This window comes from Tateyamaria rhodophyticola, assembly GCF_047777875.1.
Classification (GTDB): Bacteria; Pseudomonadota; Alphaproteobacteria; order Rhodobacterales; family Rhodobacteraceae; genus Tateyamaria.
Map to the genome: position 1 here is coordinate 786,660 of NZ_CP180519.1, position 24,230 is coordinate 810,889.

Here is a 24,230-nt window from a genome sequence, read left to right on the forward strand (position 1 = left end):
GAGCGGTGATGCACCTTGCAAGACTGCACCCACCGCGAATTGGCCCGCACATGGCTGTGCGGGCGGAACTCAGGCGAGACGCTCGCCCGAAGAACTGTCGAAGGCGTGGCAAATGCCCGCCGGAATATCAAAGGACACCGTGTCGCCGATCTCGGCCCGGAACTCCTTGTGCGCCTTGACGGAGACCAGTTGGCCACCCGCGCGCACCGTCAGCATGGTCGCATCCCCAAGCAGCTCGATCGTGTAGATCGGCGCGGTGATCTGCCCGCCACTTTCGGCGAGCGACGCGTCTTCGGCCCTGAAGCCGAGCGTCGCAGGACCGTCCGGCGCGGTCAGGCCGCTGATCGACACGTTGTCGCCGGTGAATGTTCCGGCCGCCATCGTGCCTTCCATCAGGTTCATCGCGGGCGAGCCGATGAAGCTGGCCACGAACGTATTCGCAGGCCGGTCGTAGATTTCGGTGGGCGTGCCCACCTGCTGCACCTTGCCCTGTTTCATCACAACGACCCGGTCGGCCAGCGTCATCGCCTCGATCTGATCGTGCGTCACGTAAACGGTGGTCACCTTCAACTCGTGGCTGAGGTTCTTGATCTGCGCCCGCGTCGACACCCGCAGTTTCGCATCGAGGTTGGACAGCGGTTCATCCATCAGGAACACGTTCGGTTCGCGGACGATGGCACGGGCCAAAGCCACACGCTGACGCTGACCACCGGACAGCTCGGCGGGTTTGCGGTGCAGGAATTCATCCAGCTCCACCATGGCCGATGCGCGCCGGACACGCTCGTCATGTGTCGCGGGATCCACCTTGCGGACTTTCAGGGGAAACCGGATGTTCTCATAGACGTTGAGGTGCGGATAAAGCCCGTAGGACTGGAACACCATCGCCACGTCGCGGTCCTTGGGGTCGAGGTCATTGACCCGTTTGCCGTCGATCACGATGTCGCCTTCGGTCGCGTCCTCAAGCCCCGCGATCATGCGCATGGTCGTGGTCTTGCCACAGCCCGACGGGCCCAGCAGGACGAGGAATTCCTGATCGGCAATGGTCAGGTCGAAATTGTCGACACCGACAAAGCTGCCCCATCGCTTGTTGATATTGCGGAGTTGAATTTCAGCCATGGCGTCCCCCTGGATTACCTCACGGTAAGGGCGGGGATGCGCATCCTGCAAGCGATTTTTGCACACGTGTGCAATTTCACCGGCGACCGGCGCGACGATCGCTCATGACAGCTGCAAATATGTGCGGCGGATCAATTCTGGCCGGAGCAATCGGCGCAAGTATCAGAACTTGCACCGAATTTGGATCATGCGCCCTGCGATCTTCGCGTGCGGCGACGTTCAGAAAAACGCCTGCAACCCGGTTTGCGCCCGGCCAAGGATCAGCGCGTGCACATCATGCGTCCCCTCGTAGGTGTTCACCGTCTCGAGGTTCATCATGTGCCGCATCACCTCGAACGCCCCACTGATTCCATTGCCGCCATGCATGTCGCGGGCGTGGCGCGCGATCTCCAGCGCCTTGCCGCAATTGTTGCGCTTGACGATAGAAATCATCTCGGGCGCGGCCTCTGCGGCGTCCATCAGGCGCCCCACCTGCAACGAGGCTTGCAGGCCCAGGGCAATCTCGGTCTGCATGTCGGCGAGCTTTTTCTGGAACAGCTGCGTTTGCGCCAGCGGCTTGCCGAATTGCTTGCGATCCAGCCCGTATTGACGTGCCGCGTGCCAGCAGAATTCCGCAGCCCCCATCGCCCCCCACGAAATACCGTAGCGCGCGCGGTTAAGGCACCCAAATGGCCCCTTCAGACCCTGCACATCCGGCAACAGCGCGTCTTCGCCCACGGACACATCCTGCATCACGATCTCACCGGTGATAGAGGCGCGCAAGCTAAGCTTGCCATCGATCTTGGGCGCGCTGAGGCCCTCCATCCCCTTTTCGAGGACAAAACCGCGGATCTTGCCGCCATGCGCCTCGGACTTGGCCCAAACCACGAACACATCCGCGATGGGCGCATTGGAAATCCACATCTTGGAGCCGTTGAGGACATAACCGTCGTCGGTTTTTCGCGCGACCGTCTTCATGCCCGCAGGATCGGAGCCTGCATCAGGCTCGGTCAGGCCAAAGCATCCGATCCATTCGCCTGATGCCAGTTTCGGCAGGTATTTGCGGCGTTGTTCTTCGGAGCCGTAGGCATAGATCGGATAGATCACGAGGCTGGACTGCACCGACATCATCGACCGATACCCGCTGTCGATACGCTCAACCTCACGCGCAACAAGGCCGTAGGCCACATAAGAGCCACCCAGACCGCCATAGGTTTCCGGCAAGGTCACGCCCAGCAGGCCCATTTCGCCCATCTCGCGGAAGATGTCGGGGTCGGTTGTCTCATCCGCAAAGGCGTCGACCACGCGTGGCGCCAGTTTTTCGGACGCGTAAGCTGCGGCGGATGCCTGCACCATCCGCTCATCCTCGGTCAGTTGGGCCGACAGGCGGAACGGGTCAGACCAGTCGAACGCGCCCAGATCAGGGGCATCCTTGGGTTTGAGGATCTTGGCTTCGGCGTTCATGGCGCGCTCCTTCGGGCAAAGTGCGGATATTCCTAGGGTAGCGGGCGTAGGCGGATGTGCAATGGTGCGCAAGGCCGCAGGGATTGAGGCAAAGCACCGCGCCCGCGCCCCGGTTCCGCCCCAATTCCGCCCGATTCACCGCGCAATAAACAGGTCTATGATTCTGTCCGACGGGTGGGGCCGAAGGAACAAAAAGGAGTGCGACCATGCTGCGCGCAACATTCATTGGAACGGCGATGGCCGTGATCAGCCTTGCCACCGCTGCCAACGCGGCAGAGCATCAGATCCTGATCCTGCCCGACACATATTTCCCGGAAACCACCTACCTTGATCCCGGTGACACGATCCGGTTCATCAACGTGTCCGGTGACGAACATACGATCATCGCGGCGAACGAGGCGTGGACCATTGGCCCGCTCAACGCCGAGGAAGAATTCACCATGGTCGTGGATTCGGAGATTGAGCGGACGTTCCACAACGCCAATGCGATCAATTCGGACGGGTCCTATGCCGTGACAGGCGACATCAGCTTTGACCCATCGCCGATCAACTAGAGCGCAATACACATAACCTGCGACATCATGCATCGCGTAACCCGTTGAAGTCTTTGATTTCAGGCAGGGTTACGTGATTCAGGTTTTCTGTATTTCTGCTTTAATCGTCGAACGGTTCGATCAGCTCCGGGCCGGACGCCCGGTTTGAGTTGACGGTTTGGGCCACCCGGAACCACCGGAGTGCATCATCAGGGGCGGCGCGCATCAAACGCGCAGCCCCCTTGCCCTGTTCTCCGAGCCACAGGCTTATGTCGTCCGGATCAAGGATGACAGGCATGCGGTGATGGATGGCAGACATCGGGGCATTTGCACCGGTGGTGACGATTGCAGCCGTGCGCAGGGTTTCGTTGCTGTCTTTTGCGCTCCAGCCCTGCCAGACGGCAGCAAAGGCGAGCGGCGCGCCGTCTGTCCGGGTGATGTACCACGGCAGGCGGGTGTCGCCATCGCGGGTCCATTCGTAAAAGCCGGTTGCGATAATCACTGCACGCCGTTCGCGACAGGCCGCCCGAAACGCCGGTTTTTCGGCAATCGTTTCGGCGCGGGCGTTGATCAGCAGGGGGCCATCATTCGGTTTTTTGTACCAGTGGGGAATGAACCCCCACCGCATCGGCGAAAGCCTGCGGTGTCCGTCCTGAAAGGTGACCGTGTGCACCGCATTGGTCGGACACACGTTGTAGTTCGGCACATCCGGCAGGTCATTTGCGGGCGCCGCCTCGAAAAGCTGCGCCATCGCGTCCTGTGGCAGGGTGACTGCAAATCGTCCACACATGGGGTCAGGTTACGTGGCCCCGACCGTCTGAAAAAGGTGAGAAATGCGCAAATTTGTTGACCGCCGCCCCTTGTCCATCAGCGGATACCTGTATTTGGCGGGCCTTGCGGCCTATGCCTTTTTCCAGGTGCCGGTGATCGTCGCGGGGGCTGCGCAATCCGCGCTACCGCTTCTCGAGACGGTCGGGATGGTGCTCCTCGTGATTGGGCTCAACGGGCTTTACATCGTGCCGCCCAACACCGCCCGCGTGCTGGTGTTTCTTGGCAAATATGCCGGGACGGATGCGCGCGAGGGTCTGCGCTGGACCATCCCCCTGCTGGTCACGCGGCGCGAGGTGAGCCTGCGCCTGCGCAATTTCGAAAGCAGCAAGAGCAAGGTGAACGACGCCGCAGGCAATCCCGTGGAAATCGCGGGCGTCACGGTCTGGCGCGTGGTGTCTCCGGCAGCGGCTGTGTTCGGTGTGGACGGGGTCGCGTCCTATGTCGAGGTGCAGGCGGAAACCGCGCTGCGCACCCTCGCCAGCGCATATCCCTATTCCGCGACCGATGGGCAGCTTGCGCTTCAGGGGCACCCGCAGGAGATGGCGGACGCGTTGCGACAATCGGTGCAGGAACGGATGGCCGATGCGGGTGTCGAGATTGTGGAGGCGCGGATCAGCCACCTTGCCTATTCTGCGGAGATTGCCGCCGCCATGTTGCAGCGCCAGCAGGCCGATGCGTTGATCGAAGCGCGCGAGGTGATCGTGGACGGAGCCGTGAGCCTTGTGGAACATGCGCTGTCTGAATTGTCGGAACGCGACATTGTGCAGCTGGATGCCAACCAGAAGGTGGCGTTGGTGAGCAATCTGCTGCTGGTCCTGTCCGGCGATCAATCGGTGCAACCGACCATCGAAACCACAGCACCCGCCCCCCAGACATGAAAAAGGCCCGGGGAGCGCCCGGGCCTTTGCTTTGCAATGTGCGGCGCGTTACTTGGCCGTGATGCGACCGTCGGTGTAGGGCGTGAACGGGCCTTTCTCAGCCAGGTACTCCGCCGTCACGTCCGCGAGGTCGGGGCCGAAATCGTATGCATTGTCCGCATTGACGAACATCGCATAGCCGTCGCCGCCATTGCGCACATAGTTGTTGGACACAACGCCATAGACCTTGTCCATGTCGATCGGCGCACCGCCCACCATGACATCGCTCACCCGCTCACCTGCCGGTTTGGACACGTCAAACGCATAGCTCATGCCGGCCACTTGCGGGAACCGGCCTGCGCCGTCCTCGATCTGGCCCACACCGTTTTCAAGCGCTTCGACAATGGCCGATCCGGGCACCTGGAACGTGGACAGCGTGTTCTGGAACGGAAGCACGGTCAGGACTTCGCCCATCGTGATTTCGCCTGCGTCGATGGAGGCACGAATGCCGCCACCGTTCTGAATGGCGATTTCGACGCCCTGATCCTTGACCCGGTCCAGCATCGCATCGGCAATAAGCGATCCCATGGGGCATTCCTGCGCCCGGCAGGTATCGCGCCCGCCTTCGATCGCTTCCGCGGCTTCGGCCACGACGCGCGTCTTCATCTCTTCGATGGGCGCGCCCATTTCCGCGATGCGCTCAAGGAAGGCCGCGTTGGGTTCAACCGACGCGTCCAGCAGGATGGGATCACCCGACGCCGCCGTCACATTGCCATCGTCGTCAAAGGTCACCGTCAGGTGGCCCAGATATTTGGTGTAGGCATAGGCCTGCGCCACGGGCGTGTCGCCCACCATGGTTGGGTAGGCCGGGGTTTCGGCGTCATCATTGGTCATCAGCGTATGGCTGTGCCCACCGATCACGACATCAATGCCGTCCACCGCTTCGGCAATGGCGAGGTCCTTGTTCAGACCCACGTGGTTCAGCGCGATGATGATATCGACACCTTCGCCCTGCAGCGTGGCGACGTCGGCCTGCAACGCTTCGATCTCATCCTGGAACACCACATCGGCACCGGGCGAGGATGTCTCGACCGTGTCCGTGGCCAGCGCAGAGATCACTCCGATCTTCTTGCCGCCGACCTCAAGCACCACGTGGTTGTCGACCTTGCCGTTCAGCTCACCCGACGACGACAGATCGAGGTTGCCGGAGATGACCGGGAACGACACCTTTTCGATGAAATCCGCGAGACCTTGCGGCCCATCGTCGAACTCGTGGTTGCCGACGGCCATCGCGTCATAGCCCATCTGCTCCATGAACTCGGCTTCGGCAGCACCCTTGTACGTGGTGTAGAACAGCGATCCCTGGAACGGGTCACCCGCATCCAGCACCACGACGTTTTGATTGTCGAGCGCGGCTTTCTTTGCGTCGATGGCGGTCTTGACCCGCGACACCCCACCAAAGCATTTGCCCTCGGCCTCGCCTTCCGCATCACAGGTCGAATCGAAACGGTTGATGGATTCGATGCGGCTGTGCATGTCATTGGTGTGCAGGATGTGCAGCGTGTACTCCGCCGACGCCATACCAGCGCTCAACGCCAGCGCCGTGGTGCCCAGAAACAGACGTGTCATGGAATATCTCCCCTCATTGGTTCTGCGTCTATGGTTGCCCGCCTTCTGCGCAGAGTCAAAGTGATCCTTGCCCTGACCATACGACACCCGCATGACACCGGCCTCTTGACCGGAAATGAGGCACGGGGCATGGGAAGGGCATGTTGTTCGAACGCCCCAAACGCCCCGCTGTCGCCCCACCCCCCGGCCTGATTGGCCGGTGGCAATATGTTGACCCGCAGGGGCGCGTATCGATCAGCGAATATCGCGATGACGGGCTGCACTATGCGATCCAGCCGTTTTTACCCCTGACCTTCGGCGCTGGCGATACGACGCTGACATGGGGCGCAAACAGCTACACCCGCACGTATGGCACAGGTCCTACGGTCGAAGGCGTCTGGCGCGACACCACCTCAACCGACGCGTACTGGTTCCGCGCAGATGGTACGTTTTCACTGAACATTCCAGACAGTGTTGACCTTTTTGGCACCTACCGCGTGCAGGCGGATCAGATGGAGACGTCCGAGGCCCGTTCAACCTATGCCGTGGACGGGGACGATCTCATCTATGATATTTTCTTCGCCGGGACCGTGCGGCAGAACTTTGTGCTCGCCGGCGATACCCTGACACTGGACGGGCAATACGTGCTGACCCGCCTGCCCGCTCTGATCTACAAGATCTTCCGCGCCGATGAATGGCAGGCCCTGCGCGAGAGCGGCAGCACCACAGGTGCCCCCATCGATGTCAGCGACGGCTTCATCCATTTTTCCACCGCGACCCAAGCCGCCGAGACCGCAGCCAAGCATTTCGCGGGCCAGGATGATCTGTTCCTCATTGCCGTGGAAACCGCACCACTCGGTGCGGCGCTGAAATGGGAGGTGTCCCGTGGCGGCGCGCATTTCCCGCATCTCTACCGGGAGATGCGGATTGCCGATGTGCACTGGGCCCAACCTCTGCCTCTGACAGACGGCGTGCATCAGTTCCCCGCAGGTGCGGGCTTCGAATGACCCATATCGACCCGACCCGCGCGCAGTTCGACGCATTTAAGGACCTCGACCGGGATGCCCCGATCGAGATGCTGAACCTCGTGGCGTTCAACGATCTGGCCAACTATCCCGGCGACCATGTGCTGGCCCGCGATGGGCTGACAGGCGCAGAGGCCTATGCGCTTTATGGCAAACATTCGACGCCGGTTTTGCAGCGGGTTGGCGGCAGCATCCTGTGGCGTGGCGGGTTTGAAAGCACGCTCATCGGCCCCGAAGGCGAGGCGTGGGATGCCGTTTTCATTGCCGGCTACCCATCAGGTCATGCCTTCCTCGCGATGGTGTCGGACACCGATTATCAAAACGCGGTCATTCACCGGCAGGCCGCGGTGCGTACCTCGCGCCTGATCCGCTGCGCGCCCCTCTCGACAGGAGCAGGTTTCGGATGAAGAACCTTTTGGAACGTGTGGGCACGCGTGCCTTGCGCCATATGGACCCGGAAATGGCGCATGGCCTCGCGCTCAAGGCGTTGAACATGGGCCTCGCAGCCCAGCCGGGACCAGTCACAAGTGCGCGCCTGCGCACCAGCATTGCCGGGATTGAGCTGCCAAACCCGGTGGGCCTCGCCGCCGGGTTTGACAAGAACGCAACGGCTATCGCGCCGCTGTCGCGCGCGGGCTTTGGCTGGCTCGAGGTGGGTGCCGCCACCCCACTGCCGCAACCGGGCAATTCAAAACCCCGCCTCTTCCGGCTCAGCGAAGACGACGCGGCCATCAACCGTTTCGGCTTCAACAATGACGGTATGGCCATGATCGCCGCCCGGCTGGCCAAAAGGCCCCGCGGCGTGCCCGTCGGCCTCAACCTCGGGGCCAACAAGGACAGCGCCAACCGCGCCGAAGACTTTGCGCGCGTGCTGCAACACTGCGCGCCGCATATCGACTTTGCCACCGTCAATGTCTCGAGCCCCAACACCGAAAAACTGCGCGACCTTCAAGGGCCGATGGCCCTCGCCGCCCTGCTCGACGGGGTGATGCAGGTGCGCGGCACCACGCCCGTCTTCCTCAAAATCGCGCCAGACCTCACTGATCAGGACCTGGCCGACATTGCCAAGGTTGCCGAAGACGCCCGGATCAGCGCGATCATCGCCACCAACACCACCCTCGACCGCAGCGGCCTCACCAGCCCACATGCCGGGCAAGCGGGCGGACTCTCCGGCCAGCCGCTTTTTGACAAATCCACCCAAGTGCTCGCCAAGCTGCGACGCCTCACGTCTGTGCCGCTGATTGGTGTGGGCGGCGTTGCCAGCGCCGAACAGGCCTATGCCAAGATCAAGGCGGGCGCGTCGGCTGTCCAACTCTATACCGGCCTCGTCTATGGCGGGCTGAGCCTCGCCGCGGACATCGCCAAAGGGCTCGACGCCTTGCTGGCACAGGATGGCCACGCCACCATCGCGGAGGCCGTCGGACAGGACGCCTGATCTTCTTCTGGCTGGAAATACCACGGGGGTCTGGGGGCTGGCCCCCAGTCGTCACGCGGCCGCACGCTCCAACGCCGGATAGCGCAGGCTCAACGTCACACCACGCGCCAGGAACGACACCAGAAGTGCGGCCCACACGCCATGATTGCCCAGCAGCGGCAGCAGGATGGCCACCGCAATCCAGTAAATCACAAAGGATATCGCCATCATGTTGCGCATGTCCCGACCACGGCCCGCGCCAATGAAAATACCGTCCATCATCCACGCGACACATCCCACCAGCGGGGCGAGCACCATCCACGGCAGGTACACGCGCGCCTCGGCCTGCACCTGCGCATCCTTGGCCAGCAGATCAATCAGCCACGGCCCAGCCAGCCAGAACGCGACCGCGCAAAACACACACAGCCCAGCACCCCAAAACCCCGTCAACACAGCAGAGCGCCGCACACGTGCGGGGTCCTTGCGCCCATAGGCGCGCGCGATCAGCGTCTCGGCAGCAAAGGCAAACCCGTCCATCCCGTAAGCGGTGACATACATGAATTGAATGAGCACTTCGTTGGCCGCCAGCGTGGCATCGTCAAAGCGCGATCCGAACGACACAAAGCTGTAGAACATCGCCATCAGCATGGCCGACCGCAACAGGATGTCCGTGTTCAACAGCGCCATCCGCACCAGCTTGGCCCGCGCAAAGATGCGCCCCCGGTCAAAGGCGGCCGCGCGCCCAAACGCATCCCGGCAAAACCACAGGCCAATTGCGGCCCCCACCACCTCTGCGATCGCCGTGGACAGTGCGACACCCGCAACGCCCCAATCAAACCCCAGCACAAACAGAAAGTTCAGCGCGATGTTCAGCCCGTTCATCAAGAGCTGAACCCAGAACACCGCCCCCGTCCGTTCCATCGCCACCAGCCAGCCGGTCAGCGCATAGACCGCAATCGCCGCTGGCGCAGACCAGATGCGGATCGACAGATAGGTGGCGGTCATCGCCTCTGCCTCGGGGCTGGCGGTAAAACTCCACAGGCCCACCTGCATCAGCGGCCATTGCAGCACGATCAGACCAAGCCCTGCGACCCCCGCCACCATCAGCGCCCGCGACAGCCACGCCGACACTTCCGCATCGTCCCCCGCACCCGCCGCCTGCCCCACAAGGCTCACCGTGCCCATGCGCAGGAACCCGAACAACCAATAGGCAGTGGTGATGATGATTGCGCCCATGCCAACGGCGGCAATGGGTTCGGGGGCTTCGATCTGGCCCACGACACCCACATCCACCAACCCCAACAGCGGCACGGTGGCATTCGAAAGCACAATCGGCAGCGCAATCTTCAGCACCCGCCGGTGCGTCAGCGGCTGCGGCGTGGCGTCCGTGCTCACCGCCGCTGCGGCATCACGAAATGACCCGTCCCCTGGGCAAAAAGCTTGCTGCGATTGTCCTGCCACGCCTCGACATGCACCGACGCATAGCGGCGACCGGCGCGGTTGACCCGCGCCCGTGCATAGGCATCCCGCGGCAGGCCAGAGCGCAGGTAATCGACAGAGAAATCCACCGTCTTCGGCAACCGCGGCAGCGGTGTCGTGCCACCGGGATCAAAATCGAGCGCGCCGCTTTCGATGTCTTCCCACAGATACGCCCAGCTGAGCGTGATGATCGCGGTGTGTTCCAGAAACGCCGCCGTCACGCCACCGTGCAGCGCCGGCAACATCGGGTTCCCGATCAGCTTTTCATCAAAGGGCAGGATGCCGGTCAATTCGTCCCCGCGCCGGTCAAACTGCAACCCGAGATACGCGATATAGGGCACGCGCCCCACCAACGCCGCCAACGCCGCGTCGCGTCGTTGCTTGACCACCTGCACCGGTTCGGGCCGTTTCATCGCACGCCCTCCACGGTGAAGGCACCTGTGGCGGTGGCCACCGGATTGTCCCTGTCATCGTCCCACGCCGTTGCGCGGACAAAGGCCACGGACCGGGTCACGTGGTAACAGGTCGCAGTGGTCAGCACGCCCTGTCCCGGCACCGCCGCCCGCATGTAATCAATCCGCAAATCGAGCGTCGCCGTGCCCCCACCGTTGGACGGATGGCACATGACCGCAGCGCCACAACACGTATCCATCAGCGCGGATACCGCGCCACCGCTGATCACCCCGGTTTCCGGATCACCAACCAGCCGCGCGTCATACGGCATTTCAATTGTCGCAACGCCATCCCCCATATCGACGAGGGTCATCCCCAGATCGCGCGAATGCGGGATGGCCTCGATGAACTGACGCGCACGCTTTGCTTGGTCTGACATGGCCTGGCTTTCTCATGGTGTCGCACACTTATGTGGTGCCGCGCGCAAAGCGGCAAGCACCAGTTGCGCCAGACAGCGGCCCCGCATAGGCTCTGCCCCAGGGAGAGAGACACCACCATGGCCGACGACCGTTTGAGCTTTAAGCAGATGTGCGCAGAGTTTGACGTAACGCCGCGCACGCTGCGCTATTACGAATATATCGAACTTTTGCAGCCCGACCGCGAAGGCCGATCGCGGTTTTACGGCCCGCGTGAATGCGCCCGGATGAAGCTGATCCTGCGCGGGCGCAAATTCGGCTTCCAACTCGAAGACATTCGCCAATGGCTCCTGATCTATGAAAACGAAGGCACCGCGGCGCAGATGCGCGCGTGGGTCGAGTTGGCGGACGGGCAGCTCAAGGAGCTGGACGAACAGCGTCGCCAGCTGGACGAGGCCCGCGATGAATTGCAAGGGCTCCGCGACAGTGTGGCGGGTGAATTGAATTCGTGACCAAGGCGCAGGCACGCACGGCCTGTTTCGTGCGGAAAATGCACACAGCTTGCGTAAAAACCTGTACACTTGCCTTTATGGCCATACGCAACTTTAGAATACCGTTACGCATGGATGCGTATGGTGCGCGATGAAACAGGCGCGCCGCACACTCGGACGGCCCAGCGCATCACACATCTCTGCAGACGGTTGCGACAGGAACCGGATGTAAACCGGAGAATTGAATGACCCGCTGCCGCAACAGTTTTCGCCGCGCTTTTGCCAACGTGATCAGACTTCTGGCCGTGTGCATGCTGTGCAGTGGACAGGCAGGCGCGCAACCGCGCGACATCATTGTATCCGTCTACCACGACTTTCCCCCCTTCATCGTCAACGCCGAGACGCGCGAGGGGCTGAGCTATGATCTTGTCGACTTGCTGGACGCTCGATCGCAGGGCGCATTCCGGTTTTCCGTCGATGTGATGCCCCGGCAACGGCTGAACGACAGATTGCGGGATGGAGCACCCGGCATCGTGCTCTGGGCCAATCCCGTCTGGTTCGGAGACGGCGACCGGACACTGTACCTGTGGTCGCCACCGCTGCTGCGCGACCGCAATGACGTCATCTCACCGCGCAGCGTGGCGCTCCAATTTGACGGGCCACAATCGCTCATCGGTCAAACCCTCGTTGGCGTGTCCGGGCATCGCTACCCCGGCGTTGACGATTACATTGCCCAAGGGATGATCGAAACAGTCAACGTCCGGTCAGAAGAGGCGCTGGTGCGGTTCGTGGCCAGTGCGCGTGGCGATGTCGGTATCGTGGCGCAGTCTGCGGCGCGTTACTATGTGGACACTCTGGGACTTGAGGACGAGGTGTATTTTTCGGGCACCGCCCATTCGGAATATGAACGCTACATCCTGCTACAGCCAGAGCTTGTGGCGCAGAACCCGATATTGGCCGACCTTGTGGCCGAGGCTGTGACATCGCCGGCATGGACAGATATCCTACGCCGGTACGGGTTTGGACCGGACCGCATGCCCTAGCCCACACCACCTCTGGCACAGGCGTGTTTCGGCACGATATCGCGCTTGACGCAGCTCACATCCACGTCAACCAACAAAATGACGTAACGTTGAATTACGTCAACGTTGCGATAGTGTTGCATCCGCTCAATCATACGCCCATGTCGTGGCCGTAACAGGATATGCGAGTGATCCGATGACCGAGAAAACAATGACCATCCGCGAAATGTGCGACGCCTTTGAGGTGACGCCGCGGACCTTGCGTTTCTACGAGGCCAAGGAACTGCTGTTCCCCATCCGCGACGGGCAAAAACGTCTGTTTACCCGCCGCGACCGCGCGCGGCTCAAGCTGATCCTGCGCGGCAAGCGCTTTGGGTTCAGCCTTGAGGAAATCCGCCAGCTTCTGGACCTCTACGACATGGGCGACCAGCAGCAGACACAATTTGTACGCACCTACGAGATCGCCAAGGACCGGCTGTCGGACATGGTCCAGCAGCGCGATGAGCTGAACGAAGCCATTGCCGATCTCGAAGACCAGTTGAAGTGGGGCGAGAAAATGATCGCCTCGATGAACACGACGAAAAAGGCCGCCGAATAGGCACCCACGCTTAGGGAGAGACACCATGCCAAGCTATACGCCCCCCACCAAGGACATGCAGTTCATTCTGCACGAGATGCTGAACGTGACCGGGTCCGATATCCCCGGCTATGACGAGCTGGAGGCCGATTTCACCTCTGCCATTCTGGACGAAGCGGGCAAGCTGACCTCCGAAGTTCTGGCACCTCTGAATGTCGTCGGCGACAAGGAAGGCTGCCGGTTGGAAAACGGCGTCGTCTATACGCCCACAGGGTTCAAGGACGCGTTTGAGCAGGTCAAGGAAGGCGGCTGGCCCGGCCTCGACATGCCCGAAGAATTCGGTGGCCAGAACATGCCATATGTCATGGGTACGGCTGTGGGTGAGATGTTCTCCTCCGCCAACATGGCCTTCACCATGTATCAGGGCCTGACCCACGGTGCGGCCTCCGCCATCCTGGCGCACGGCAGCCAGGAGCAGAAGGAAACCTATCTGCCCAAGATGGTGTCCTGTGAATGGACGGGCACGATGAACCTGACCGAGCCGCATTGCGGCACCGATCTGGGCCTCATGCGCACCAAGGCTGAACCGCAAGGCGACGGCAGCTACAAGATTTCCGGCCAAAAGATCTTTATCTCTGCCGGTGAACACGACATGGCCGACAACATCATCCACCTGGTGCTGGCGAAAATCGTCGGCGGTCCCGAAGGGATCAAGGGCGTGTCGCTCTTCATCGTGCCCAAGTACCACGTGAACGAAGATGGCTCACTTGGCGCGCGCAACGGCGTCGCCGTCGGCAACATTGAAGAGAAGATGGGCATTCACGGCAACTCCACCTGCGTCATGAACTATGACGAGGCGGTCGGGTATCTGGTTGGCGAAGAGCACAAGGGCATGCGCGCGATGTTCACCATGATGAACGAAGCGCGTCTGGGTGTTGGCATGCAAGGCCTGTCCCAGGCCGAGGTCGCGTATCAGAACGCGCTGGAATACGCCAAGGACCGCCTGCAAGGGCGCGACGTGACCGGTACGAAGAACCCGGACGGTCCCGCGGATCCGCTGATCGTGCATCCCGACATCCGCCGGTCGCTGATGGACCAGAAGTCCTTTGCCGAAGGCGCGCGGGCCTTCATCCTCTGGGGGGCTACCATGATCGACGCCGCCCACCGGGCGGGCGACAAGGACGCCGACGGCCTCGTGTCGCTCCTGACCCCGATCATCAAGGGCTTCCTGACGGATCAGGGTTACGACATGACCATCAAGGCCCAGCAGGTCTATGGCGGTCACGGCTACATCGAAGAATGGGGCATGTCGCAATATACCCGCGACGCCCGCATCGCGATGATCTACGAAGGGGCAAATGGCGTGCAAGCGCTTGACCTCGTGGGCCGCAAGCTGGCCCAAGACGGCGGCAAGCACGTGATGGCGTTCTTTGAGATGGTCAAAACCTTCATCAAGGAAAATGCCGGTCAGGATGAGGCGTTTGACGCCGAATTCCTCGATCCGCTCAAGGCGGCGTCCAAGGATCTGCAAGCTGCGGGCATGTACTTTATGCAGAATGGCATGACGAACCCGAACAACGCACTGAGCGGAAGCTACGACTTCATGCACATGTTCGGCCACGTCTGCCTCGGCCTGATGTGGGCGCGGATGGGCAAAGCGGCCCGTGCGGCACTCGCAGACGGCACCAGCGATCCGGAGTTTTACGAGACCAAGCTGGCCACGGGCCGCTACTACATGGCGCGCCAACTGCCCGCGACAGCGCTGCACCTGACCCGCATCCAATCGGGCGGTGACACGGTGATGGCGCTGGAAGCGGCGAACTTCTGATGCCGCGTCGGAGGCTGTTCATGATCGGGCTGGCTGCGTTTGCAGTCGGCCTGATCTGGACAGCCTTCTTCGTTGTGGCGTCCGTTGCCATGATCAGCGGCACGCCCGGCAATCAGCCCGAACCGCAATTTGCCTGGCCCTTGGGTCTTGCCGCCGCGGGAATACTGGGCATGCTGGCATCACGTATTTCAGTCCAGAGATAAGTGATGCCCAAACGCTTTCGCCTCACCCGACGCCTGCCCATGGCCATGACCGAAGACGGCTATCGCCGTCTCAAGCGGTTTGCCGCCGATGCGGGGCTGGACGAAGGCGAGGCCCTGTCGTTCCTTTTTGAGAATTTCGATAGCGTGATGAACGCGGAAAACCTGACGGCCCGCCTACGGCTGTTCAATTCCGAGTTGGAGGCGCGCAAACGCTGAACCCGTCTCCTGAGGAGGAGAGATATGAAAGATATGGCTGCCGGATCGTCCACATGGATGACCGATGAACACGCGATGATCGCCGACATGACCGCGCAATTCATTACCAACGAGTGGGCGCCCCATTTTGAACGCTGGCGCAAACAGGGCGAAATGGACCGGTCCACCTGGGCGCAGGCTGGTGAGTTGGGCCTGCTGTGCCCGTCGATCCCAGAAGAGTACGGCGGTGCAGGCGGTGATTTCGGCCACGAGGCCGCGATCCTGATCGAAGCGTCCCGTGCCAATCTGGCCAGCTGGGGGCACGGTATCCATTCCGGAATTGTCGCCCATTACGTGCTGGCCTACGGCACCGATGACCAAAAGGCGCGCTGGCTGCCCAAGCTATGCACTGGCGAATTGGTCGGCGCGCTGGCGATGACCGAGCCGTCAACCGGATCGGATGTGCAGGCCATCAAGACCCGCGCGATCAAGGACGGCAATGCCTACAAATTGACGGGCTCCAAAACCTTCATCACCAACGGTCAGCACGCTAATCTGATCATCGTGGCCGCCAAAACCGATCCATCGCTGGGCTCCAAAGGCGTGTCGCTGGTGGTGGTGGAAACAGACGGCGCAGACGGGTTCGAACGCGGCCGCAACCTCGACAAGATCGGCATGCATGCGTCCGACACGTCCGAGCTGTTTTTTGACAACGTCGAAATTGCGCCTGAAAACATCCTTGGCGGTGCCGAAGGTCAAGGGTTTTACCAGCTGATGCAGCAATTGCCGCAAGAGCGGCTTGTCATCGCCTGCGCCGCGGTTGGGGCGATGGAAGGTGCGGTCGAACGCACAATTGCCTATTGCAACGAACGCGAAGCCTTTGGCGGCACGCTCATGCAGTTCCAGAACACCCGGTTCAAACTGGCCGAAGCCAAGACCCGCACCATGGTCAGTCGATCCTTTTTTGACGAGTGCATGGCCGAACACATTCGTGGTGAGCTCAGCGTCGACAAAGCCGCGATGTGCAAATACTGGACGACGGACACCCAAGCGTGGGTGCTGGACGAATGCCTGCAATTGCACGGCGGATACGGATTTACCCAGGACTACGACATCGGCGGGATGTGGACCGACGCCCGTGTGCAGCGAATCTACGGCGGTACGAACGAGATCATGAAAGAGCTGATTGCGAGGGCGCTTTGATGCGCCACGCTTTGCGTTCAGTGTCCGCCCGGCCCTCCGGGGGGAGTTTATCTGGCGAGATGAAGGGGGATCATCGCAAAAGATCCACCCCGCCCTCTGGCACCAACTCGGGATTTACCCATACAGGCCAAAGCGCGGGGCTTCACCTCGCACATGGCTCAACTCTCCAGTCTGCCATGCACCTCGACCATAAAGCGGTTAACCTTAATGCCTGATGAATCGATCCTGCTTCATCTCGCAAAATAAACTCCACGGGGGTCCGGGGGTGTGAAACCCCCGGTCCTGTCCGTGATGCCAGCGCCACGGGAGGGGCCTGAAACAATGACCATGCAACTGCACTGCTTCGGTGAAAGCGGAAATTCCTACAAGGCCGCATTGGCGCTGGAACTGTCCGGCCTCGATTGGGAGCCGGTTTTTGTCGACTTCTTCAATGGCGCGGCGCGCACCGACGCGTTTCGTGCCCTGAACCCGATGGGTGAAGCGCCGCTTTTGATCGACGGCGACAAGCAGATCAGCCAATCCGGCGTGATCCAGCAATACATCTCTGATAAATCCGGCAAGTTTGGTGGCGTTGGCGAGGAACGGTACGAAGTGCTGCGTTGGGTGCTTTGGGACAATCACAAGCTCAGCTCGATGTGCGGTGTCACGCGATTTTTGATGAATTTCCTGCCCGAGGATAAGCGCCCGCCAGAGGTCATCGCCTTCAATCAAGGTCGGTTGAAGGGCGCGTATGCCGTGCTTGATGCGCATCTTGACGGGCGGGACTGGATCGTCGGAAACGGTATCACCAATGCAGACCTCAGTTGCTGCGGCTATCTCTATTATCCCGAACCGTTCGGCTTTGACCGCGCGGAGTGGCCCAATATCGACCGGTGGCTGACCAACCTGTCGGGCACCCCCGGTTGGAAGGCGCCATATGATCTCATGCCCGGCTCACCCGCCGACCGCGCATAAGTTTACGTAAAGCGCCGCAACGTCACTCTTGAATAGACCGGTTGGTCTACCCCACTTGAAGCGTAACGACACGCCCCAGGCAAAAGGACGAACCCCATGACCGAAGCCTATATTTACGACGCCCTGCGCACGCCGCGCGGCAAAGGCCGCAAGGACGGCGCTCTGCACGAAGTGACGTCTCTGCGTCTCAGCGCGCTGACGCTCAATGCGCTCAAGGAACGCAACAACATCGAAGGCCATGCGGTCGAGGATGTGATCTGGGGCAACGTGACCCAGGTCATGGAACAGGGTGGTAACCTTGCGCGGACGGCCGTGCTGGCCTCCGATCTGGACGAAGCGATCCCCGGCATTGCGATCAACCGCTTTTGCGCATCGGGCCTTGAGGCCGTGAACATCGCGGCCAACCAGGTGCGCGGCGGCGCCGGTGACGGCTACATCGCCGGTGGGGTCGAGATGATGGGCCGCGTCGCCATGGGCTCGGACGGGGCAGCCATTGCCGCCGATCCGTCGATTGCCATGGAAAGCTACTTTGCCCCGCAGGGCATTGGCGCAGACCTCATTGCCACCGAATATGGCTTCTCACGCGACGACGTGGACCAATATTCCGTCGAAAGCCAGCGCCGCGCCAAGGCCGCATGGGATGACAAGCGGTTCGACAAATCCGTGATCACCGTGCGGGACCAGAACGGCCTCGCGATCCTCGATCACGACGAATACATGCGCCCGCAGACCGATATGCAGAGCCTCGGCTCGCTCAACCCCGCCTTCCAGGCGATGGGTGAGGTCATGCCCGGCTTCGACAAGGTCGCACTGATGAAATACCCACATCTTGAGCGGATCAACCACGTGCACCACGCGGGCAACAGCTCGGGCATCGTGGACGGGGCGGCTGCCGTGCTGATCGGCAACAAGGAGCTGGGCGAAAAGCTGGGCATCAAGCCGCGCGCCCGCATCCGTGCGACAGCCAAGATCGGCACCGATCCCACCATCAACCTGACCGGGCCCGTACCCGTCACGCAGAAAATCCTGCGCGATCACGGTATGGAGATCGGTGACATCGACCTCTTTGAAGTGAACGAAGCCTTTGCCTCCGTCGTGCTGCGCTTCATGCAGGCGTTTGACGTCGATCATAGCAAGGTGAACGTGAACGGCGGCGCAATTGCCATGGGCCACCCGCTGGGGGCCACGGGCGCCATGATCCTCGGCACGTTGCTGGACGAGATGGAGCGCTCGGACCGCGAAACCGGTCTGGCCACGCTTTGTGTCGCGTCCGGCATGGGTGCCGCCACAATCATCGAACGCGTGTAAGGGGAGAGACGAACAATGGCTGACTTTACACTGACCAAAGACGCAGACGGCATTGCCACCATCACGTGGGACGTCGAAGGCAAGACCATGAACGTCATGTCCTTTGAAGGGCTGCAGGAACTGAGCGATTGCGTCGATGACGCGCTGGCCGATGATGCAGTCAAGGGGATCGTGATCACCTCCGGCAAGGACAGCTTTGCCGGCGGCATGGACCTGAACCTGCTGGCCAAAATGAAAGAGGATGCGGGCGACAACCCCGCACAGGGCCTCTTTGACGGCACCATGAAAATGCACGGTCTGCTGCGCAAGATCGAACGTGCGGGGATGGACCCCAAGACCAACAAGGGTGGCAAGCCGATTGCCGCCGCTCTGCCCGGCACCGCCGCTGGCATCGGTCTGGAGCTGCCACTGGCCACGCACCGCATCTTCCTTGCCAACAACCCCAAGGCCAAGGTGGGTCTGCCGGAAATCCTCGTGGGGATCTTCCCCGGCGCGGGCGGCACGACGCGTCTGGCGCGCAAATTGGGGGCAATGGACGCCTCTCCCTTCCTGCTGGAAGGCCGCATGGTCAGCCCGGACAAGGCCAAGGGCAAGCTGGTGGATGAGGTCGTTGACGATCCCGTTGCCGCGGCCCGTGAATGGGTGCTGAACGCGACAGACGCCGACATCCTGAAACCGTGGGACGCCAAGGGCTACAAGATGCCCGGTGGCGCGCCGTATCACCCGGCGGGTTTCATGACCTTTGTCGGTGCCTCCGCCATGGTCAACGGCAAGACCCAAGGGGTCTATCCGGCCTCCAAGGCGCTGCTGAGTGCCGTGTACGAAGGCGCACTGGTGCCCTTTGACACCGCGCTGAAGATCGAGGCGCGCTGGTTCACCAATGTGCTGATGAACCCGTCCTCGGGTGCGATGATCCGGTCGCTGTTCCTCAACAAGGAAGCGTTGGAAAAAGGTGCTGTGCGCCCAGCAGATGTGCCGGACCAACGGGTCAAGAAACTGGGCGTGCTGGGCGCGGGCCTGATGGGCGCTGGTATTGCGCTGGTGTCGGCGCAAGCGGGCATCGAGGTGGTGCTGATCGACCGCGATCAGGAGGCTGCGGATCGCGGCAAGGCCTATGCGGTGAAATATACCGAAGGCGGCATCAAGCGCGGCAAGACCACGCAGGACAAGGCCGACGCGCTGCTGGCGCGTATCACGCCGACGCCTGATCTGGATGCGCTCAAGGGCTGCGACCTGATCATCGAAGCCGTGTTCGAAGACCCGAAGGTCAAGGCCGAGATCACCCAGAAGGTCGAGGCGATCATTCCCGATGATTGCATCTTTGCCTCCAACACCTCAACCCTGCCAATCTCCGAATTGGCGAAGGCCTCGAAGAACCAGGAGCAGTTCATCGGCATCCACTTCTTCTCGCCGGTTGAAAAGATGCTGCTGGTCGAGATCATCAAGGGCAAGGAAACAGGCGATCGGGCCGTGGCCAAGGCACTGGATTACGTCCGGCAAATCCGCAAGACCCCCATCGTGGTCAACGACGCGCGCTTCTTCTACGCCAACCGCTGCATCATTCCTTACGTCAACGAAGGCGCGCGGATGGTGACCGAAGGGATCGAGCCTGCGCTGATCGAGAACGCGGCCAAGATGGTCGGCATGCCTCTGGGACCGCTCCAGCTGACCGATGAGACTGCGATTGACCTGGGCGCCAAGATTGCGCGCGCCACGATGGCAGCCATGGGTGACGCCTATCCCAAGAGCGGCGCGGATGACCTGATCTTCTGGATGGAAGAAGAAGGGCGTCTGGGGCGCAAGGCCAACGCGGGCTTCTACGACTATGACGACAAGGGCAAGCGCACCGGCATCTGGCGCGGCGTGCATGACAAGTACCCCTTGGCCGAGGATCAGCCCGAGCTGACCGAGGTGCAGCACCGCCTGCTGTTCAGCCAAGTGCTCGAAGCGGTGCGCGCGCTGGAGGAAGGTGTTCTCATGGACATCCGCGAAGGCGATGTGGGCGCGATCCTGGGCTGGGGCTTTGCCCCGTGGTCCGGTGGCCCGCTGTCGTGGCTGGACATCATCGGCGCGCCGTACGCCGCCGAACGCTGTGATCAGCTGACGGCGAAATACGGTGAGCGCTTTGCCTGTCCGCCGCTGCTGCGCGAGATGGCGGAAAAGGGCCAGACGTTCTATGGCCGGTTTGGTCCGAAGGATGCCAAAGCCGCGTAACGCACGCCACATTTTGATACGCAAAAGCCCCGCTTCGGCGGGGCTTTTTCATGTATGGATAAAATCCGCAGGGCGCGTCAAATTCAATTATGGATTGTACCAGTTCATGCTAGCCTGTCCGCAGCCCCGGATAATTGCCCGCGGCCGGTATCGTTTTTAATGTCATTCAATGAAAGGCCACGCATATGACAGACGTGATCAAGCTCAATTTCATCAACCGCTCCAACGACACCAACAATTCGACCGTTGTGATTTTTCAACAGAATATCGGGGAGGATTTGGGCGAAACCGCCGTGGCGTGGCAAGTGATCAAGAATTGCGGACGGCTCGACAACCACCCGTTCAGCTATCCGTTGCAATTCGAAGTGAGCGCATCGGATTCCTATGGCAACTCTTCACCCGCCATGCTCGCCTACGATGGGCAGGCGTATCAGATGGTCAAGGACAACAGCGGGGACGTCCTGCAAATTTCTGCCGAAGCGGCCGCATCGCAGGACGAGGTCGAGGTGCGCAATGACCTTGCGCAAGGGGCCATCGCCGCGCACGCGGTGCGGGACGGCAAAATCTGCGCCACGGTGCCTGGTCTGGCACCCGGTCAGAAGGCTGTTTTCAAGTTCACCCCGCGCATTCGTATCGGCGTGATGAGCCAGATCAATGAAGGCGACACATTGAGTGCCGCGATCCTGTCGCAGCTCCAAACGGAGCTTGACCTGATCGGTGTCACAAGTGCCGACATCGTCATGACCGGCGGTGGCCCGGGCGCCAAGGCCGATCCGTTCAAATTCGAACTTGAGAACATCAATACCTAGGATCCGGTTTGTGGCAAAGCAGCGGCGCAGAACACACCGCGCCTGACAGTCGCCGATATCACGCGGCTTTGAGGCCAACGCGCTGCGGCCAATGGAGTTTGGCGGTGATATGGGGACGCAAGCCGTGACGGCTGCGGTTCTGGCCCATATGACCTGATGGTGCGTGTTGCGGGTGTTGGCGGGGGGCCAGCCCCCCGACCCCCGGGATTTTTTGGAACAGAGACCGTCAGGCGAGGCTCGGCAGCCACAGCACGATGGCGGGGAAGGCCACCAGCAGGGCTATGGTGATGCCGTCTGCGATGAAGAATGGGGTCACGCCCTTGAACACGTCCTGCACGCTGAGGTCATCGCGCACGCCTGCCACCACAAAGCAGTTGAGGCCGATGGGGGGCGTGATCAGGCAGAACTCGGCCATTTTGACCACCAGGATGCCGAACCAGATCGCGCACATGGGTCCCGACATGCCGAAAGTGCTGTCGGCGGCGGACACGAACTCGCCCCCGTTCAGCGCCATCACGGCGGGGTAGACGACCGGCAGTGTTAGGAGCAGCATGCCGATGGCGTCCATGAACATGCCAAGCACGGCGTAGGCCAGCAGGATGCAGATCAGGATCAGCATGGGCGACACGGTGAGTGACGTGATCCAGTCGGAGAACGCGCCCGGCAGGTCGGCAAAGCCCAGGAAGCGGACATAGATCAGCACGCCCCAGATGATGGTGAAGATCATGACGCTGAGTTTTGCGGTTTCCAGCAGCGCATCCTTGAGCTGCGGCCACCGCATGCCCTGATAGAGCGCCATCAGGAACACCACAAAGGCCCCGATCGCGCCACCTTCGGTGGGTGTGCCCCAAGCGTCGCCGCCAAATGGGTTGTATACAAAGCAAATGATGGTCACCACGACGAAGACGATTGGCAGCGCAGGTGGCAGCGCGGCAAAGCGTTCACGCCATGTGAAACCGCTGACCGGGGGACCGAACCCTTTGACCGTGAGGGCAAGGCCGATGATCAACGCGCCGTAGATCAGGGCGGAAAACGCGCCGGGCACAAACCCCGCGAGCAGCAACTTGCCCACGTCCTGTTCGACGATGATGGCATAGATCACGAGGATTGCGGAGGGTGGGATGAGCGAGGCGAGCGTGCCACCGGCGGCCACGACGCCGGCTGCGAATTGCTTGTTGTAACCGATCTTGAGCATCTCGGGGATGGCGATGCGGGCAAAGACCGCTGACGTGGCGACGGAGGCGCCGGAGACGGCGGCAAAGCCGGCGGTGGCGAACACGGTTGACACCGCCAGCCCACCCGGCACCCAGGCGATCCACTTCTTGGCCGCTTCAAACAGCGCCTTGGTGAGGCCCGCATAGTAGGCAAGGTAGCCGATCAGGATGAAGGTCGGGATCAGAGACAAGGCCTGGCTCGACACTTTGGAATGCGGCACCTGCCCCGCAGTCTTGACCGCCACACCAAGCGCCCAGCCAAAATCGTCCGCGCCATAATCCTTGCGCGCCCAGAATATCCAGATCAACCCGATCATACCGGCGAGACCCGCAGCAAACGCCACGCGCATGCCCAGAACGACCATGACAAGCAGACCGCCCGTCACCCACAGTCCAATATCAATTGGCTCCATCAGTTTTGTTCTTTCATCTGATCGGCTTCCATACGGGCCTGTGTGGCGGCATCCGCGATCAACGGCACGGCCACGGCGTCGCCCGTGCGCACGGCGCGCCCATAGGCCCAAAGCTGCAGACACAGACGCAGGCACAACACACCGAACGCCAGCGGCGCCATAAACTTGGCCGGCCAGATCGGCAGCGCGATGTCCATCGAGCTGTCCCGGCTCCAGAGGGGTGCTGCGAAATCGAAGCTGCGCAGGAAATGCGCCCACGCGCCCCACACCAGCAAGAGCATCAGGCACAGCACGGCAAAGGTTGTGATGAATTCCACCGCGTAGAGCGCGCGGCCGCGCAATTGCCCGACCACGATATCCATGCGGATATGCCCGCCCTCGCGCATCACGAAGGAAATGCCCATGAACGCGATCAAGGGCATCGCCTGTTCGATCCAATCCACGTATCCTGGCAGGGGTGCGTTAAAGCCGTTGCGGCCGCCCACGGACACAACGGCCAGCACCATGAGTGAGAAGACCGCCAGCCCACTGATCAGGGCAAAGCCGCGCTCCAATCGCAGCAGGATGTGATCCAGTCGGCTGAGCGCGCTGTCGTCGCGCAGCACCAGAGATGCCGTTGCCATCGGGGCCTCGCAGAGTTCGGGAAAGGGTGGTCCCGCGCATCACGCGCGAGACCGGGAGAGG

The 24,230-nt window shown here is 61.5% G+C and carries 25 protein-coding genes; 16 read left to right on the top strand and 9 right to left on the bottom strand.

The features are described 5' to 3' along the window. Nucleotides 1–69 precede the first annotated feature (69 nt). Nucleotides 70–1,116, bottom strand: coding sequence for an ABC transporter ATP-binding protein (locus ACERHN_RS05375; RefSeq protein ID WP_415921621.1), 1,047 nt, complete (start codon nt 1,114–1,116; stop codon nt 70–72). Nucleotides 1,117–1,335: 219 nt separating this feature from the next. Continuing rightward, the gene (locus ACERHN_RS05380) at nt 1,336–2,559 is read right to left on the bottom strand and encodes an acyl-CoA dehydrogenase (protein ID WP_415921622.1); all 1,224 of its coding nucleotides are present in this window, start codon (nt 2,557–2,559) and stop codon (nt 1,336–1,338) included. 206 nt (nt 2,560–2,765) lie between these two features. On the opposite strand from ACERHN_RS05380, the gene ACERHN_RS05385 reads away from it, so the two are divergent. Then, on the top strand, nt 2,766–3,113 hold the full coding sequence (locus tag ACERHN_RS05385) for a hypothetical protein (protein WP_415921623.1): 348 nt from the start codon (nt 2,766–2,768) through the stop codon (nt 3,111–3,113). 100 nt (nt 3,114–3,213) lie between these two features. Here ACERHN_RS05385 and ACERHN_RS05390 read toward each other — a convergent pair whose 3' ends face one another. Further along, a complete protein-coding gene (locus ACERHN_RS05390) occupies nt 3,214–3,882 on the bottom strand; it encodes an SOS response-associated peptidase (protein WP_415921624.1) in 669 nt (222 codons plus the stop codon). A 43-nt stretch (nt 3,883–3,925) separates the two neighbouring features. Here ACERHN_RS05390 and ACERHN_RS05395 point away from each other — a divergent pair, with 43 nt between their 5' ends. After that, complete coding sequence (locus ACERHN_RS05395; RefSeq protein ID WP_415921625.1) at nt 3,926–4,801, top strand: SPFH domain-containing protein; 876 nt, start codon at nt 3,926–3,928, stop codon at nt 4,799–4,801. Between the two features lie 48 nt (nt 4,802–4,849). Here ACERHN_RS05395 and ACERHN_RS05400 read toward each other — a convergent pair whose 3' ends face one another. Continuing rightward, a complete protein-coding gene (locus ACERHN_RS05400; protein WP_415921626.1) occupies nt 4,850–6,409 on the bottom strand; it encodes a bifunctional metallophosphatase/5'-nucleotidase in 1,560 nt (519 codons plus the stop codon). 644 nt (nt 6,410–7,053) lie between these two features. Between ACERHN_RS05400 and ACERHN_RS05405 the strand changes: the two genes are divergently transcribed. Genes ACERHN_RS05405 through ACERHN_RS05415 form a run of 3 tightly spaced genes read left to right on the top strand, consistent with a single transcriptional unit; the run spans nt 7,054 to nt 8,848 of the window. Next, on the top strand, nt 7,054–7,395 hold the full coding sequence (locus ACERHN_RS05405) for a DUF952 domain-containing protein (RefSeq protein ID WP_415922690.1): 342 nt from the start codon (nt 7,054–7,056) through the stop codon (nt 7,393–7,395). After that, a complete protein-coding gene (locus ACERHN_RS05410) occupies nt 7,392–7,820 on the top strand; it encodes a DUF1330 domain-containing protein (RefSeq protein WP_415921627.1) in 429 nt (142 codons plus the stop codon). Before ACERHN_RS05405 ends, ACERHN_RS05410 begins: the two co-directional genes overlap by 4 nt. After that, nucleotides 7,817–8,848 (top strand): quinone-dependent dihydroorotate dehydrogenase, encoded by a 1,032-nt coding sequence (locus tag ACERHN_RS05415; protein WP_415921628.1) that lies wholly within the window; start codon nt 7,817–7,819, stop codon nt 8,846–8,848. Before ACERHN_RS05410 ends, ACERHN_RS05415 begins: the two co-directional genes overlap by 4 nt. 51 nt (nt 8,849–8,899) lie before the next feature. Here the strand turns inward: ACERHN_RS05415 and ACERHN_RS05420 are convergent, their stop codons facing one another. The 3 genes from ACERHN_RS05420 to ACERHN_RS05430 are packed head-to-tail and all read right to left on the bottom strand — an operon-like array spanning nt 8,900 to nt 11,138. Next, a complete protein-coding gene (locus ACERHN_RS05420; RefSeq protein ID WP_415921629.1) occupies nt 8,900–10,222 on the bottom strand; it encodes an MATE family efflux transporter in 1,323 nt (440 codons plus the stop codon). Next, complete coding sequence (locus tag ACERHN_RS05425; protein WP_415921630.1) at nt 10,219–10,719, bottom strand: PaaI family thioesterase; 501 nt, start codon at nt 10,717–10,719, stop codon at nt 10,219–10,221. The genes ACERHN_RS05420 and ACERHN_RS05425 overlap by 4 nt, the downstream gene beginning before the upstream one ends. Further along, on the bottom strand, nt 10,716–11,138 hold the full coding sequence (locus tag ACERHN_RS05430) for a PaaI family thioesterase (RefSeq protein ID WP_415921631.1): 423 nt from the start codon (nt 11,136–11,138) through the stop codon (nt 10,716–10,718). Before ACERHN_RS05430 ends, ACERHN_RS05425 begins: the two co-directional genes overlap by 4 nt. 117 nt (nt 11,139–11,255) lie before the next feature. Here ACERHN_RS05430 and ACERHN_RS05435 point away from each other — a divergent pair, with 117 nt between their 5' ends. From ACERHN_RS05435 to ACERHN_RS05485, 11 genes are all read left to right on the top strand, one after another. Next, nucleotides 11,256–11,627, top strand: a complete 372-nt coding sequence (locus ACERHN_RS05435) for a MerR family transcriptional regulator (protein WP_415921632.1) — start codon at nt 11,256–11,258, stop codon at nt 11,625–11,627. 224 nt (nt 11,628–11,851) lie between these two features. Further along, the gene (locus tag ACERHN_RS05440) at nt 11,852–12,649 is read left to right on the top strand and encodes a hypothetical protein (RefSeq protein WP_415921633.1); all 798 of its coding nucleotides are present in this window, start codon (nt 11,852–11,854) and stop codon (nt 12,647–12,649) included. Nucleotides 12,650–12,824: 175 nt separating this feature from the next. Further along, nucleotides 12,825–13,226 carry a MerR family transcriptional regulator gene (locus ACERHN_RS05445; protein ID WP_415921634.1) on the top strand — a complete coding sequence of 134 codons (402 nt, stop codon included), beginning with the start codon at nt 12,825–12,827 and terminating at the stop codon, nt 13,224–13,226. 25 nt (nt 13,227–13,251) lie between these two features. Further along, nucleotides 13,252–15,033 (top strand): acyl-CoA dehydrogenase C-terminal domain-containing protein, encoded by a 1,782-nt coding sequence (locus ACERHN_RS05450; RefSeq protein ID WP_415921635.1) that lies wholly within the window; start codon nt 13,252–13,254, stop codon nt 15,031–15,033. Between the two features lie 20 nt (nt 15,034–15,053). Further along, the gene (locus tag ACERHN_RS05455; protein ID WP_415921636.1) at nt 15,054–15,236 is read left to right on the top strand and encodes a hypothetical protein; all 183 of its coding nucleotides are present in this window, start codon (nt 15,054–15,056) and stop codon (nt 15,234–15,236) included. Nucleotides 15,237–15,239: 3 nt separating this feature from the next. After that, complete coding sequence (locus tag ACERHN_RS05460; RefSeq protein WP_415921637.1) at nt 15,240–15,452, top strand: hypothetical protein; 213 nt, start codon at nt 15,240–15,242, stop codon at nt 15,450–15,452. Between the two features lie 33 nt (nt 15,453–15,485). After that, the gene (locus tag ACERHN_RS05465; RefSeq protein WP_415922691.1) at nt 15,486–16,634 is read left to right on the top strand and encodes an acyl-CoA dehydrogenase family protein; all 1,149 of its coding nucleotides are present in this window, start codon (nt 15,486–15,488) and stop codon (nt 16,632–16,634) included. Between the two features lie 321 nt (nt 16,635–16,955). Further along, the gene (locus tag ACERHN_RS05470; protein ID WP_415921638.1) at nt 16,956–17,588 is read left to right on the top strand and encodes a glutathione S-transferase family protein; all 633 of its coding nucleotides are present in this window, start codon (nt 16,956–16,958) and stop codon (nt 17,586–17,588) included. A 96-nt stretch (nt 17,589–17,684) separates the two neighbouring features. Next, on the top strand, nt 17,685–18,896 hold the full coding sequence (locus tag ACERHN_RS05475) for an acetyl-CoA C-acetyltransferase (RefSeq protein WP_415921639.1): 1,212 nt from the start codon (nt 17,685–17,687) through the stop codon (nt 18,894–18,896). Nucleotides 18,897–18,911: 15 nt separating this feature from the next. Further along, nucleotides 18,912–21,110: a 3-hydroxyacyl-CoA dehydrogenase NAD-binding domain-containing protein gene (locus tag ACERHN_RS05480; protein ID WP_415921640.1), complete on the top strand. Its 2,199-nt coding sequence runs from the start codon at nt 18,912–18,914 to the stop codon at nt 21,108–21,110. A gap of 185 nt (nt 21,111–21,295) precedes the next feature. Continuing rightward, nucleotides 21,296–21,919 carry a hypothetical protein gene (locus tag ACERHN_RS05485; RefSeq protein WP_415921641.1) on the top strand — a complete coding sequence of 208 codons (624 nt, stop codon included), beginning with the start codon at nt 21,296–21,298 and terminating at the stop codon, nt 21,917–21,919. Nucleotides 21,920–22,145: 226 nt separating this feature from the next. On the opposite strand, the gene ACERHN_RS05490 is transcribed toward ACERHN_RS05485, so the two are convergent. Together ACERHN_RS05490 and ACERHN_RS05495 are read right to left on the bottom strand one after the other, a co-directional pair. Next, nucleotides 22,146–23,546 carry a TRAP transporter large permease gene (locus ACERHN_RS05490; RefSeq protein ID WP_415921642.1) on the bottom strand — a complete coding sequence of 467 codons (1,401 nt, stop codon included), beginning with the start codon at nt 23,544–23,546 and terminating at the stop codon, nt 22,146–22,148. Then, nucleotides 23,546–24,169 (bottom strand): TRAP transporter small permease subunit, encoded by a 624-nt coding sequence (locus tag ACERHN_RS05495; RefSeq protein WP_415921643.1) that lies wholly within the window; start codon nt 24,167–24,169, stop codon nt 23,546–23,548. The genes ACERHN_RS05490 and ACERHN_RS05495 overlap by 1 nt, the downstream gene beginning before the upstream one ends. Between the last annotated feature and the right edge of the window lie 61 nt (nt 24,170–24,230).

Bases quoted from the DNA above. Each gene is read 5' to 3' on its own strand.
- ACERHN_RS05375 (WP_415921621.1), bottom strand. From the start codon at position 1,116: ATGGCTGAAATTCAACTCCGCAATATCAACAAGCGATGGGGCAGCTTT.
- ACERHN_RS05380 (WP_415921622.1), bottom strand. From the start codon at position 2,559: ATGAACGCCGAAGCCAAGATCCTCAAACCCAAGGATGCCCCTGATCTG.
- ACERHN_RS05385 (WP_415921623.1), top strand. From the start codon at position 2,766: ATGCTGCGCGCAACATTCATTGGAACGGCGATGGCCGTGATCAGCCTT.
- ACERHN_RS05390 (WP_415921624.1), bottom strand. From the start codon at position 3,882: ATGTGTGGACGATTTGCAGTCACCCTGCCACAGGACGCGATGGCGCAG.
- ACERHN_RS05395 (WP_415921625.1), top strand. From the start codon at position 3,926: ATGCGCAAATTTGTTGACCGCCGCCCCTTGTCCATCAGCGGATACCTG.
- ACERHN_RS05400 (WP_415921626.1), bottom strand. From the start codon at position 6,409: ATGACACGTCTGTTTCTGGGCACCACGGCGCTGGCGTTGAGCGCTGGT.
- ACERHN_RS05410 (WP_415921627.1), top strand. From the start codon at position 7,392: ATGACCCATATCGACCCGACCCGCGCGCAGTTCGACGCATTTAAGGAC.
- ACERHN_RS05415 (WP_415921628.1), top strand. From the start codon at position 7,817: ATGAAGAACCTTTTGGAACGTGTGGGCACGCGTGCCTTGCGCCATATG.
- ACERHN_RS05425 (WP_415921630.1), bottom strand. From the start codon at position 10,719: ATGAAACGGCCCGAACCGGTGCAGGTGGTCAAGCAACGACGCGACGCG.
- ACERHN_RS05430 (WP_415921631.1), bottom strand. From the start codon at position 11,138: ATGTCAGACCAAGCAAAGCGTGCGCGTCAGTTCATCGAGGCCATCCCG.
- ACERHN_RS05435 (WP_415921632.1), top strand. From the start codon at position 11,256: ATGGCCGACGACCGTTTGAGCTTTAAGCAGATGTGCGCAGAGTTTGAC.
- ACERHN_RS05440 (WP_415921633.1), top strand. From the start codon at position 11,852: ATGACCCGCTGCCGCAACAGTTTTCGCCGCGCTTTTGCCAACGTGATC.
- ACERHN_RS05445 (WP_415921634.1), top strand. From the start codon at position 12,825: ATGACCGAGAAAACAATGACCATCCGCGAAATGTGCGACGCCTTTGAG.
- ACERHN_RS05450 (WP_415921635.1), top strand. From the start codon at position 13,252: ATGCCAAGCTATACGCCCCCCACCAAGGACATGCAGTTCATTCTGCAC.
- ACERHN_RS05455 (WP_415921636.1), top strand. From the start codon at position 15,054: ATGATCGGGCTGGCTGCGTTTGCAGTCGGCCTGATCTGGACAGCCTTC.
- ACERHN_RS05460 (WP_415921637.1), top strand. From the start codon at position 15,240: ATGCCCAAACGCTTTCGCCTCACCCGACGCCTGCCCATGGCCATGACC.
- ACERHN_RS05465 (WP_415922691.1), top strand. From the start codon at position 15,486: ATGGCTGCCGGATCGTCCACATGGATGACCGATGAACACGCGATGATC.
- ACERHN_RS05470 (WP_415921638.1), top strand. From the start codon at position 16,956: ATGACCATGCAACTGCACTGCTTCGGTGAAAGCGGAAATTCCTACAAG.
- ACERHN_RS05475 (WP_415921639.1), top strand. From the start codon at position 17,685: ATGACCGAAGCCTATATTTACGACGCCCTGCGCACGCCGCGCGGCAAA.
- ACERHN_RS05480 (WP_415921640.1), top strand. From the start codon at position 18,912: ATGGCTGACTTTACACTGACCAAAGACGCAGACGGCATTGCCACCATC.
- ACERHN_RS05485 (WP_415921641.1), top strand. From the start codon at position 21,296: ATGACAGACGTGATCAAGCTCAATTTCATCAACCGCTCCAACGACACC.
- ACERHN_RS05490 (WP_415921642.1), bottom strand. From the start codon at position 23,546: ATGGAGCCAATTGATATTGGACTGTGGGTGACGGGCGGTCTGCTTGTC.
- ACERHN_RS05495 (WP_415921643.1), bottom strand. From the start codon at position 24,169: ATGGCAACGGCATCTCTGGTGCTGCGCGACGACAGCGCGCTCAGCCGA.